Origin of the sequence: Cupriavidus sp. OTU4054 (genome assembly GCF_038440175.1) — a bacterium.
In the GTDB taxonomy this organism is placed as follows: domain Bacteria; phylum Pseudomonadota; class Gammaproteobacteria; order Burkholderiales; family Burkholderiaceae; genus Cupriavidus; species Cupriavidus pauculus_D.
In genome coordinates this window covers 214261-226481 of the sequence record NZ_JASATF010000007.1, presented here as the reverse complement: position 1 = coordinate 226481, position 12221 = coordinate 214261, and the positions used below count along the sequence as shown (strand labels likewise).

Genomic DNA, 12221 nt, shown 5'->3' with positions numbered 1-12221 from the left:
GGCCCGGGGGGGGGCGCTGGGGGGCGCGGGGGCGCCCCGCCAACAATTTCCCGGGGGGCGCTATGGGGCGCGGCGAACAGGTACGCAAGTACGATACCGTGATCGGCGTGGCGGATCGCGATATCGCGCCGGGCGATCACGTACACAGCCACAACCTGCGGCTCGTGGACTTCTACCGCGATCCCGCGTTCTGCGCGGACGTGCGGCCCATCGACTACGTGCCAGAGGCGGAGCGCGCGACGTTCCTCGGCTACGTGCGCCCCGACGGCCGCGTGGGCACGCGCAATTTCATCGGCATCCTGGCGTCGGTCAACTGTTCGGCCACGGTCATCAAGCATATCGCCGCGCATTTCACGCGCGAGCGGCTGGCCGGCTATCCCAATGTCGATGGCGTGGTGGCGTTCGCGCAGAGCAGCGGCTGCGGCATGTCGTCGCCGAGCGAGCACTTCGACCTGCTGCGCCGCACGATCGCCGGCTATGCGCGCCATGCGAATCTGGCCGGTGTGCTGATCGTCGGTCTGGGCTGCGAGCGCAATCAGGTCAGCGCGCTCGTCGAATCGCAGGGCCTCGCACCGGGCGAACAGCTGCATACGCTGGTCATGCAGGACACCGGCGGTACGCGCGCGACCATCGAGGCCGGCATCCGCGCCGTGGAGTCGATGCTGCCGCGCGCCAATGCCTGCACGCGCCAGCGCGTGAGCGCCAGCCATCTGAAGATCGGCCTCGAATGCGGCGGCTCGGACGGGTTCTCCGGCATCACCGCGAACCCCGCGCTCGGGGCGGCCATGGACATCCTCGTGCGGCACGGCGGCACGGCGATCCTGTCGGAGACGCCCGAGATCCATGGCGTGGAATACATGCTCACGCGCCGCGCGGTCACGCCCGAGGTCGGGCAGAAGCTGCTCGACCGCCTGGCGTGGTGGGAGCGGTATACGGCCGGCCAGAACGCGCAGTTCAACGGCGTGGTCGGTCACGGCAACCAGCAGGGCGGCCTCGCGAACATCTTCGAGAAGTCGCTGGGCTCCGCGATGAAAGGCGGCACCACCCCGCTGCAGGCCGTGTACGAATATGCCGAGCCGATCGACAAGGCCGGCTTCGTCTTCATGGACTCGCCCGGCTACGATCCCGTGGCCGCGACCGGCCAGATCGCCAGCGGCGCGAACATGATCTGCTTCACCACGGGCCGCGGCTCGATGTTCGGCTCCAAGCCCGCGCCGACGATCAAGCTCGCTTCCAACACGCCGATGTATCGGCGGCTCGAGGAAGACATGGACATCAACTGCGGCGTCGTGCTCGACGGCGAACTGTCCGTGGCGCAGCTTGGGGAACGGATCTTCGAACACATCCTCCGTGCCGCTTCCGGCGAGCCGACCAAGAGCGAACTGCTGGGGCTCGGCGATCATGAATTCGTGCCCTGGCACGTTGGCATCGTCAGTTGATCTCCCCCCTCCTTTTATCCGGTACGCCTCCATGTTGACTACTCTTACCGATCGGACGCTGCTGCGCGCGCAGAACTTTATCGACCAGCAGTGGCGAGACAGCGGCGCACGCTTCGAGGTGATCGATCCCGCGACGGGCGAAATCATCGCCCACGTGCCCGACAGCGACGCTGCCGATGCGAAGGCCGCCGCCGACGCCGCGGCGGCCGCGTTCCCGGACTGGAGCCGCCGCACCGCGCGCGAGCGCGCGCAGCGGATCAAGCGCTGGCACGCGCTGATCCTCTCCCACGAGCAGGACCTCGCGCGCATCATCTCGGCCGAGCAAGGCAAGCCCATGGCGGAAAGCCTTGGCGAGGTCCGCTATGGCGCCTCGTACGTCGAATGGTTCGCCGAGGAAGCCACACGCATCTGCGGCGACGTGGTCGCGGAAGCCGTGCCCGGACGCAAGATGATCGTGCTGAAGGAACCGGTCGGCGTGGTGGCCGCCATCACGCCGTGGAATTTCCCGCTGGCGATGATCGCGCGCAAGATCGCGCCCGCGCTCGCGGCCGGCTGCACCGTGGTCTGCAAGCCTGCCGAAGACACGCCGCTGACCGCGCTGGCCCTCGTATACCTGGCCGAGCAGGCGGGCCTGCCGCGCGGCGTACTCAATATCGTCACGGCCTCGCGCGTGCGGACGCCGGCCGTGGTCGACGCGTGGCTCGCGGACAGCCGCGTGCGCAAGATCACGTTCACAGGCTCCACGCCCGTGGGCAAGCACCTTGCGCGCGAGTCGGCCGGCACGCTCAAGAAGCTCTCGCTCGAACTCGGCGGCAATGCGCCCTTTATCGTCTTCGACGATGCCGACCTCGATGCCGCGGTGGAAGGCTTGATGGCCGCCAAGTTCCGGAACGGCGGCCAGACCTGTGTCTGCCCCAACCGCATTTATGTGCAGGCCGGCGTGCACGACATCTTCGTCGGCAAGCTGGCGGCGCGCGTCTCCGCGCTGCGCGTGGGCCCGGCCAGCGAGGCCGCGTCCCAGATCGGGCCGATGATCAACGCGCGTGCCGTGGCCAAGATCGACCGGCATGTGCGCGACGCGCTCGAGAAAGGCGCGCATGTGGTGGTCGGCGGCGAACGCGTGCGCACCGACGACGGTCCGCATTACTACGCGCCCACGGTACTCACCCGGGCGACCCCTGCCATGGCGCTGGCCGACGAGGAGACCTTCGGTCCGGTGGCGCCCATCTTCCGTTTCCACCACGAGGACGAGGTGATTCGCGATGCCAATGACACCCCATTCGGCCTTGCCGCGTATTTCTACTCGAACGATGTACGGCGCATCTGGCGCGTGGCACAGGCGCTGGAAACCGGCATCGTCGGGATCAACGAGGGCGCGCTCGCGTCTGAAGCGGCGCCGTTTGGCGGCGTGAAGGAGTCCGGTTACGGCCGGGAGGGCTCGCGTCACGGACTTGACGATTACATGCATACGAAGTATCTGTGCCAGGGGCAGCTCAGCTGACCCGCCCGAAAACAGAGACCAACACGGACACCAAGGAGACCGCATGCCCGCCCATAACCCGTTCAAGGCCGCCCTGGCCGCTGGCCAGCCGCAGATCGGACTCTGGATGTCCGCCGCATCGTCCTATCTGGCCGAGATCAGCGCCACGGCCGGCTTCGACTGGCTGCTCGTGGACGGCGAGCATGCGCCCAACGACGTGCGCTCGATCCTGGAAACGCTGCAGGCGCTCGGGCCCTACCGCTCGCAGGCCGTCGTACGTGCCGTCTCGGGCGAGACCGCACTGATCAAGCAGCTGCTCGATATCGGCGCGCGCACGCTGCTGATTCCGATGGTCGATACCGCCGAACAGGCCGCCGCGCTGGTGCGCGCCACGCGCTATCCGCCGTTCGGCGTGCGCGGCGTGGGCAGCGCCGTGGCGCGCGTGTCCCAGTGGTCGGCCCGCAAGGACTACCTGGCCGTGGCCGACGACGAGGTCTGCCTGCTCGTGCAGGCCGAAACCGTGACCGCCATGCAGAATCTGGAAGCGATCTGCGCCGTCGACGGCGTGCATGGCGTGTTTATCGGTCCGGCCGACCTCGCCGCGTCGATGGGCCATCGCGGCAACCCGGGGCACCCGGAGGTGCAGGACCAGATAGAATCCGCGATGCGCACGATCGTGGCGAGCGGCAAGGCGGCCGGTACGCTGACTTCCGACAACGCGCTCGCGCGCCGGTATCTGGAGCTGGGCTGCACGTTCGTGGCGACCGGCGTGGACGTACTGGTCTATGCCAACGCCGCGCGCCGGCTGGCCGCCGAGTTCCTGCCGGACCGCGCCGCCAGCATTGCCGCGCCGGGCGCTGCCTACTAACCTGCCGACTTTTCCGCCTGCTTTTCCGCCGACTTTCCCGCCCTCCGAGCCACGATGACCGCTTCCCCCACCCAAGCCGCCCTGCTGTCCGCCATGCAGGACATCGTCGGTGCCGGCAACTGCCTGACCGCCGATGCCGATACCGAGGCCTTTGTCACCGACTATCGCCGCCTCTATCGCGGCCGGTCGCCGGTGGTGGTCATGCCCGCGACGACCGGGCAGGTCAGCCGCGTGATGGCGTGGTGCCATGCTAACGACGTGCCCGTCGTGCCGCAGGGCGGCAACACGTCGCTGATGGGAGGCGCGGTGCCCGACGATAGCGGCATCGCCGTGGTCATCAGCCTCAAGAAGATGCATCGCGTGCTGGCGATCGATACGATCAACGACACGATGACCGTGGAAGCCGGCGTGACGCTGTCCGCGGCCCGTGCCGCGGCCGACGAAGCGAAGCGCCTGTTTCCGTTGCGCATCGGCTCGGAAGGTTCGTGCCAGATCGGCGGCAATCTCTCGACCAACGCGGGCGGCACGGCGGTCCTGCGCTACGGCAATATGCGCGACCTCGTGCTCGGCATCGAGGTGGTCCTGCCCGATGGCCGCGTGTTTTCATCGCTGAAAGGACTGCGCAAGGACAACACGGGCTACGACCTCAAGCACCTGTTCATCGGCGCGGAAGGCACGCTCGGCATCATCACGGGCGCGGTGCTCAAGCTGATGCCGCAGCCGCGCTCGACCGCGGTCGCCTTCGTGGCCGTACAGAGCCCCGAGGCCGCCGTGGACCTGCTTGGCCGTGCGCGCGCGCTGTCGGGCGGTGCCGTGACCGCCTTCGAACTGATCTCGGCGCCCGCGCTGGAGCTCGTGCTCGAGTATCTGGGCAATATCCCCTCGCCGCTCGAGAGCCGGCACGACTGGATGGTGCTGATCGAGCTGACGTCGGGCACCGACGAGGAGACGCTCGGCGGCACGCTGATGGAGATTCTCGAGGCGGGTCTGGAGGCGGGCCTCGTCGTCGATGCGGCCGTGGCATCGAGCCTGGCCGATGTGCAGCAGTTCTGGCGTATCCGGGAGGAAATCTCCGACGCGCAGACGCGCACCGGCGGAAGCATCAAGTGCGATATCTCGGTCCCCGTCTCGCGTATTGCGCAGTTCATCGGCAAGGCGTCGGCTGAAGTGCTGGCGCTGGAGCCCGCCACGCGCATGGTCATCTACGGCCATATGGGCGACGGCAATGTCCACTTCAATCCGCTGCGGCCTCGCGACCGCGACGCCAAGTCGTTCCTCGCCCAGTGGTACAAGCCCGTGTCGGACCTCGTGGATGGGCTGGCCCATGCCGAGAATGGCTCGATTTCGGCCGAGCATGGGGTCGGCGTGGCCAAGCGGGACGATCTGCTGCAATACAAGTCGTCGGTGGAGCTCGAATTGATGTGGCAGGTCAAGCGCGCGCTGGATCCGAAGAATCTGCTGAACCCGGGGCGGCTCCTGCCCGAGTTCAAGTAAGCAAAAAGGGAGCGGGGCCTGCGCCCCGCTCCCTGCCCTTCCGCGACTTGCTTTGATGCGCGATGGAAGCTCTGAAGATGCCGCTCAGCGCGGGCTCTTCTTGATGTCTTCCTTGGCATCGCCGTAGCTGGCCTGCGTCTTGCCAGCCACTTGCTCGGCCTTGCCCTTGATCTCGGTGGAGGTCTTGCCCGTGAGCTTGCCGGCGAGTTCCTTCGCCTTGCCCTTGGCCTCGGTCATGCGACCCTTCACTTGGTCCTTGTTCATGATTACGCTCCTTGCGGTCAGTTTGTGGGCGCCTCCGAAGTACGCTTTGCATCGCGTCGGAAGCGGCTCACTGTCAGTGTAGAAAAACCGGCGCCCGGATTTTGTAGGACAGGCGCGCAACGTGCTGTCAGAACAGGCCGAAGACCTTATCGGCACTCGCGCAAAACCTGCATGCCCTTATGCGGCAGGGTCCCATAACGATCCGCAAATTCCTTCGTTCGTCGGACGCGTCACCGCCGCTTATCGTGTGGGTCGGCTCACCACCCTCATTTGCGCCCCATGCCCGATCGGAACGACCCGTATCTCGACCCCGCCCGGCGGGATGCCCTGTGGAAGCTCGGCCGCGTCGGCCTCGGCGCGGCAACGCTGTCCGCCCTCACTCCGTTCAGCGCATTCAGTGCCCCATCCGCCGCGGCGCGCCCGGACGTCATCCGCATCGGCGTGGCGCAGCCCGCCACCGGCACGCCGCCGACCTTCGCCGGCAGTTCGCTCTCCATCGCGCACGCCAAGGGCTGGGTCGAGGAAGCGTTCAAGCCTGCCGGCACGCGTATCGAGTGGTACTTCTTCAAGGGCGCCGGTCCCGCCGTCAACGAGGCCCTGACCAACCGCCAGCTGGACTTCGCGCTGCAGGGCGACCTGCCTTCGATCGTCGCGCGCGCGGCCGGTCTGAAGACGCGGCTGGTGCTGGCCACCGGCGTGCGGACCAACATCTATATCGGCGTGCCGCCGGACTCTCCGCTCAAGACGGTGGCGGATCTGCGCGGCAAGCGGGTATCGCTGTTCAAGGGCACGAATATGCATTTGCCGGCACTGCGGCTGCTCGAATCGCAGGGTCTGACCGAGAAGGACGTGCGGCTCCTGAACCTCGATACCGCCGGCTATCTCGCGGCACTGACCACGCGCGATATCGACGCGGCCATCGGCGCCATGGACATCCTGCGCCTGCGCGACAAGGGCGCCGTGCGCGTGCTGTATACGAGCAAGGGCCAGTCGCCGATCTATACGCGGCAGAGCCATGTCCTGGTCACCGACGACTTCGCCGGCCGCTATCCGGAGGCCACGCAGCAGTTCGTGCGCACGGCCGTCGAATCGGCGCGCTGGGCCTCGGATGAAAAGAATCGCGAAGAAGTGCTGCGGACATGGGCGCGCGCGGGCACGCCTTACGAGCACTGGAAGGAAGACTTCGACGGCGAACCGCTGCGCGTTCGCCTCAATCCGAACTTCGATCCGTTCCTCGTTGCCCGCTACAAGGACGCCGTGGAGCAGTCCTATCGGTTCCGCCTCAGCCGCGCGCGCTTCGACGTGGACCAGTGGATCGATCAGCGCTACCTGCGTACCGCGCTCGACGAGCTGAAGCTCCAGACTTACTGGCCCATCTACCAGCCGGACGGCAAGATCCTGGGGGCGTAATGGCAACAGACTCGCTCGCGCTGGAAGCGCCGCGGCCCGCCGTTGCCCTCGACGGCTACCGCCGGCATATCGTGGACGTGCTGCTCGCCTGGCCCGTGCCGCTGGCGCTGCTGGCCATCTGGTACATCGCCGCCCGCTTCGAATGGATTCCACCGCAGGTCCTGCCGACGCCCGAAGCCGTGGCGCACACGCTGGCGGACCTGCACGCGTCCGGCGAGCTATGGGACAACCTGCGCATCAGCGCGCTGCGCGTGGCGGCCGGATTCGGCGTCGGCCTCGTCGCCGGCTTGTCGCTGGGCACGGCCATGGGACTGTCGCCGCGGTTCCGCGACTACGTCTATCCCACATTCAAGGCGTTCAGCCAGGTGCCCGTACTCGGATGGCTGCCGCTGCTGATGCTGCTGGTCGGCATCGACGAAGCGCTCAAGATCATCCTGATTGCCAAGGCGGCGCTCGTGCCGATTGCCATCAACACGTACAAGGGCATCGGCAACGTGCCCGCCCCGTATCTGGAAGTGGCGCGCGTGCTGCGGCTGTCGCGATGGCAGACGCTGTCGCGCGTGATCTTTCCCGCGGCGGCCGCGCCCGTATGGAATGGCATTCGCTATGGATTGACGCATGCGTGGCTCGCGCTCGTCGTCGTGGAGCTGCTCGCCTCCTCCGAGGGGCTGGGCTACATGATCGTGTACGGACGGCAGCTGTTCCAGCTCGATATGGTGATCGCGGCGGTCATCGTCGTCGGCGCGATCGGCTTTACGCTCGATCAGCTGCTCGCGCGGGCCGAGCGTGTCGTGTTGCGCTGGCGGAAACCGGGCTTTTGAGGAGGCACATGCCATGATTGCATCCACGAAGCCGGGCATTCCACGCGTGCTGCGCGGATGGGTGTTGCCGGTCGGTCTCGTTACGCTCTGGTGGGCCGCCGTCGCATTCGGCTGGTCCAGATCGCCGCTGCTCGTGGCGCCGTCCAAGGTTTGGGATACCGCCGTCGAGCAGATTGTCAGCGGCAAGCTGTTCGCGGCCCTGGCCGCGAGCCTGTGGCGCGATCTGGCAGGTTTCGCCATCGGCACGACCGTCGGCCTCGTGTTCGGTACCGCGCTTGGCCTGTCGCGTCTGTTCGAGAAAATGGTCGGCCCGACGTTCCACACGGTCAAGCAGATCTCGCTGTTCGCGTGGATTCCGCTGATCTCGGTCTGGTTCGGCCTCGGCGATACCGCCAAGGTCGTCTTCCTGTCGCTGGCCGCATTCTTCCCCGTCGTGCTCAACACCTTCGAGGGCATTCGTGGCGTGCCGGCGGACCTGATCGAGGTCTCGCGCGTGCTGCGCTTTACGCGCCGGCAAACGCTGTGGCGCGTGGTACTGCCCGCTGCCTCGCCCGCGATCTTCGCGGGCATTCATCTGGCGCTGATCTATGCGTGGCTGGCCACGCTCGGCGCCGAGTACCTGCTGGTGTCCGGCAAGGGCATCGGCAACACGATGATCGACGGCCGCGAGAACTTCTGGATGGACCTCGTGCTGTTCGGCGTCATCGTCGTGGGCCTCGTCGGCTTCACCCTCAACTGGATCGCCGGCCATATCGAGGCGCGGCTGCTGCGCTGGCGCGGCCGCTCGGTCGCCGCCCACTGAACCTCTTTCGGAGACATGCCGATGGCACATGCCGGCACACTCGATATCTCGCATTTGTCGAAACAGTACGACGTCAAGGGCGCGGCCCTGCCGGTGCTCGAGGACATCACGCTCTCCATCCAGCCCGGCGAATTCGTCAGCGTGGTCGGCACCAGCGGATGCGGCAAGTCCACGCTGCTGCGGCTGATCGTCGGCCTCGAGGACGAATACCGCGGCGAGATCCTGCTCGACGGCAAGCGCGTGGTGGGCACGAGCCTGCAGCGCGGCATCGTGTTCCAGGAGCATCGGCTGTTTCCGTGGCTCACGGTCGAGCAGAACATCTCGCTGGCCTTGCTGAACAGCGGCCTCAGCGAAGGCGACAAGTTCCGCACCGTGCAGTCCCATATCGACCTCGTCGGACTGGGCGGCTTCGAACACGCCTATCCGTACCAGTTGTCGGGCGGGATGTCCCAGCGCGTGGCCATCGCGCGGGCGCTCGTCACGCGTCCGGACATCCTGCTGCTGGACGAACCGTTCGGCGCGCTCGATGCGCTGACGCGCGCTTACCTGCAACAGGAACTCCACCGCATCTGGCAGGCCGAGGGCATCACGATGATTCTCGTCACGCATGACGTCGAGGAAGCGGTCTACCTCGGCGAACGCGTGGTGGTCATGGAGCCTCGGCCTGGACGTATCCGCCGCATCGTGCCCGTGGATCTCGCCCATCCGCGCGAACGGTCGGCGCCCGCGTTCTCGCGCATCCGGGACACCGTGCTGCGCGAATTCGGCGACAAGCCGGCCGAAGCCGCCGCGCCGCCGCTGGCACCGCAGCTGCACGTCGTGACCGATCACGTGCCGCTTGCGTTTCAGTTTGCAGTCTGACTATTTCGATAACGAACACAGGGGAGTGAATATGAAAGCAGGAACGATCTACCGCCGGCGCACGTTGGCACTGCTGGCGGCAGTGATCGCGGGCGGTGTCATGCAGACGGCCGGTATCGCGCATGCGGCCGATGCGGACAAGAAGGAAATTCGCTTCGGCGCGACGGCAGGCCCGTACGCGGATCAGGTGCGCTTCGGGATCAAGCCGATTCTCGAACAGCGCGGGTACAAGGTGACGATCGTCGAGTTCAGCGACTACGTGCAGCCGAACCTCGCACTCGCCGACGGGGCGATCGACGCCAATGCCTTCCAGCACGAGGTGTATCTGAAGAAGTTCTCGTCGGATCGCAAGCTGCAACTGTCGGAGGTCGTGAAGGTGCCGACCGCGCCGATCGGCATCTACAGCCGCAAGCACAAGTCGCTGCAGGACGTGAAGAGCGGCGCGACGGTCTCGCTACCGAACGACCCGACCAACCTTGCGCGCGCGATCGCGATTCTGCAGCAGATCGGCTGGGTCACGCTCAAGCCGGGCACCGACGCCGTGCGCGCGTCCGAGCGCGATATCGACGGCAATCCGCACAAGCTCAAGCTCGTGCAACTGGAGGCCGCGCAGTTGCCGCGCTCGCTCGACGATGTGGACTATGCGTTCGTCAACGGCAACTTCGCGCTGGCGTCGGGGCTGTCGCTGACATCGGCGCTAAAGCTGGAAGCCATTCCGGACTACTACATGAACCTCGTGGCCGTGCGCACGACCGATATCAATCGGCCGTTTGTCGCCGATATCCGCGATGCGTATCGGTCGGCCGAGTTCAAGGCCGTGACCCAGCAGAAGTTTGCGGGCTTCAATCCTCCGGCGTATCAACGCTAACCGAACGTTAACCGAACGCTGACCGAGCGCTGACCGGCGCCGGTCAGGCCAGTTGCGCGTAGCCGCGCAGCTGCGCCTCGCGCTCCATCGAGGCAATCGGCAGGTAGTCGGCCACGGTGGAGCGCACCACGTCGCCCAGGTGGAGCCGCGCACTGAGGTCGGGGCGCTCGTGCAGCACGCTGCGCAAGGCCGCGCGTACGCGGCGGACCAGCGCCACGCTCGCGCGCCGGGAAGCGATAAACGGCAGCCCGGGCACGGGCCGCGTAAAGCCGATCTGCCGCACGCCGGCCACCAGTTCGGGATGATGCTCGGCCGCGAATGCCAGCGTGACGCAATCGATGGCGGCCACGTCCGCTTCGTCGTTGCCCAGCGCGGCCAGCGACGCCAGATGGGAACCGGTGAGCACGATCTGGCTGAAGAACCGGCCGCCGTCGGTGTCTGCCTTGACCAGCGGCGCCACCGCATGGCGCAGCGCATTCATGCCGCTATGCGAATCGGGGCCGTTGCAGGCGGCACGCGCGCCGCGACAGTCGGCCAGCGACCTGGGACCGCCCGCGCGCACCACGAGCGCGCTGCGATAGCGTTGCCGGTGACAGCCCGGCACGTCGAACCGCGGCGTGCCGATCAGGCGCACGTGCGGCGCCAGTCCGCGTACGAGCGGGAGTCCGCAGGTCTGCGACAGCAGCAGATCGTCGCGATGCCAGAATGCCTGCAGCGCATCGTGGCCTTCGCCGGGATCCACGGCGCGCAGGGCGATGGCGCTCCCCTCGGCCGCACCGTCGCGTGCCAGTGCGTCGCCCACGCGCTCGATCAGCTCGAGCCAGTCGGCGCGCAGAGAGGCGGAAACGTTGTACATGGGCAGTGCGGCTACCCAGCGCTCGAGCTTAGCCATGGCTGGACGGTCCCTGAAATATCGGGTGCGCGACGGGTGCCACCGGGCGCCACGCATACCGCCGCAGCCACTCCCGATAGCCCCGCACGAAAAAGCCGTCATTGCGTGCCAGGTAGTCCTCCGCGCGACGCCGGTACACCCAGCCGAGCGCGAACCACGGCACCGAGGGCAGATCGTGATGCACGAGGTGATAGTTGTTGTTGAGGAACAGCAGCCGCCAGCCCAGCCCCGCATCGTTGATGATGCTGCGGCCCGGATGCGAATCGCTGGGACGGTGCTCCTGGAACGACCGGATGGCCGCGAGCGACATGGCCGGATATGCAATGCCGCAGAGCACCAGCCACACGGGGATGCCGCAAGCATATTGCAGCCACCCCAGCAATACCGCCAGCGCCGACAGATGCGCGAGCCACATCGGCACATCGCGCCAGTCCCCCGCCCTCACCTTGCCCGCCGCCTCCGCCGCGATCGCGTAGATCGAGAACGCGGGCTGCAGCACCACGCGCCCGAGCAGCGTATTGCGCGTGGCGTAGAGCCGGCGGCGCAGCGGACCCGCCGCCTGCCATTCGATCGGAAACAGGAAATAGCTTTCAGGATCCGCCTCGGGATGCGTGAGCTCCGCATCGTGATGCTGGAGATGCGCGCGCCGGTAGAGGCCGTACGGGAGCCATACGCCGAGGGGCGCCGCACCGAGCAACGTATTGAGCCATGGCACGCGCGTCGGATGACCATGCAGCAGCTCGTGCTGCAGCGAGAGGTACCACGTGGTGGCCAGCGTGAGCAGCACGCAGGTCAGCGGCAATCCCAGCCGCGCCGCGTTGGCCGCGACGCCGAACCAGGATCCATAGACGGCCACCACAAGCATCCATGTCGGCATTTCCGTGCGCCAGAGCCAGTGCCGCGCCGCGCGCGTCAGCTCTTCGCGTTGCCGATCGTCGAGGTAGATTGCCATGGCTCCTGTCAGTGCCGTGATACGAGACTGCAGGATACGGCCCGGGGTATGTGCACGGGAACGAATGAAT

Annotated in this window: 12 protein-coding genes; 9 read left to right on the top strand and 3 right to left on the bottom strand. The window is 67.0% G+C overall.

All coding sequences use genetic code 11. The annotated features are described in order from the left end of the window. The 4 genes from AAHB16_RS11640 to AAHB16_RS11625 form a co-directional block, all read left to right on the top strand. Window positions 1-1439, top strand: a 1439-nt coding sequence (locus AAHB16_RS11640; RefSeq protein ID WP_342050938.1) for a UxaA family hydrolase, incomplete at its 5' end; no start/stop codon positions are given. Between the two features lie 31 nt (window positions 1440-1470). Further along, window positions 1471-2940, top strand: coding sequence for an NAD-dependent succinate-semialdehyde dehydrogenase (locus AAHB16_RS11635; protein WP_150374287.1), 1470 nt, complete (start codon window positions 1471-1473; stop codon window positions 2938-2940). Window positions 2941-2983: 43 nt separating this feature from the next. After that, on the top strand, window positions 2984-3787 hold the full coding sequence (hpaI, locus tag AAHB16_RS11630) for a 4-hydroxy-2-oxoheptanedioate aldolase (RefSeq protein WP_342050937.1): 804 nt from the start codon (window positions 2984-2986) through the stop codon (window positions 3785-3787). Between the two features lie 54 nt (window positions 3788-3841). Next, a complete protein-coding gene (locus AAHB16_RS11625; RefSeq protein WP_342050936.1) occupies window positions 3842-5281 on the top strand; it encodes an FAD-binding oxidoreductase in 1440 nt (479 codons plus the stop codon). A gap of 84 nt (window positions 5282-5365) precedes the next feature. Here the strand turns inward: AAHB16_RS11625 and AAHB16_RS11620 are convergent, their stop codons facing one another. Continuing rightward, the gene (locus AAHB16_RS11620; protein ID WP_150374284.1) at window positions 5366-5545 is read right to left on the bottom strand and encodes a CsbD family protein; all 180 of its coding nucleotides are present in this window, start codon (window positions 5543-5545) and stop codon (window positions 5366-5368) included. Window positions 5546-5824: 279 nt separating this feature from the next. On the opposite strand from AAHB16_RS11620, the gene AAHB16_RS11615 reads away from it, so the two are divergent. From AAHB16_RS11615 to AAHB16_RS11595, 5 genes are read left to right on the top strand one after another with little or no spacing between them, the layout of a single operon-like run. After that, the gene (locus tag AAHB16_RS11615; RefSeq protein ID WP_150374283.1) at window positions 5825-6955 is read left to right on the top strand and encodes an ABC transporter substrate-binding protein; all 1131 of its coding nucleotides are present in this window, start codon (window positions 5825-5827) and stop codon (window positions 6953-6955) included. Further along, complete coding sequence (locus AAHB16_RS11610; protein ID WP_342050935.1) at window positions 6955-7776, top strand: ABC transporter permease; 822 nt, start codon at window positions 6955-6957, stop codon at window positions 7774-7776. Before AAHB16_RS11615 ends, AAHB16_RS11610 begins: the two co-directional genes overlap by 1 nt. Before the next feature lie 13 nt (window positions 7777-7789). Further along, window positions 7790-8578, top strand: coding sequence for an ABC transporter permease (locus AAHB16_RS11605; RefSeq protein WP_342050934.1), 789 nt, complete (start codon window positions 7790-7792; stop codon window positions 8576-8578). Between the two features lie 21 nt (window positions 8579-8599). Then, complete coding sequence (locus AAHB16_RS11600; protein WP_342050933.1) at window positions 8600-9439, top strand: ABC transporter ATP-binding protein; 840 nt, start codon at window positions 8600-8602, stop codon at window positions 9437-9439. 31 nt (window positions 9440-9470) lie between these two features. After that, entirely contained in the window at window positions 9471-10307 is an 837-nt protein-coding gene (locus tag AAHB16_RS11595) for a MetQ/NlpA family ABC transporter substrate-binding protein (protein ID WP_150374279.1), read from the top strand. 43 nt (window positions 10308-10350) lie between these two features. On the opposite strand, the gene AAHB16_RS11590 is transcribed toward AAHB16_RS11595, so the two are convergent. Continuing rightward, a complete protein-coding gene (locus AAHB16_RS11590; RefSeq protein WP_223851692.1) occupies window positions 10351-11199 on the bottom strand; it encodes a phosphate/phosphite/phosphonate ABC transporter substrate-binding protein in 849 nt (282 codons plus the stop codon). Beyond that, a complete protein-coding gene (locus tag AAHB16_RS11585; RefSeq protein WP_342050932.1) occupies window positions 11192-12151 on the bottom strand; it encodes a fatty acid desaturase in 960 nt (319 codons plus the stop codon). Before AAHB16_RS11585 ends, AAHB16_RS11590 begins: the two co-directional genes overlap by 8 nt. Between the last annotated feature and the right edge of the window lie 70 nt (window positions 12152-12221).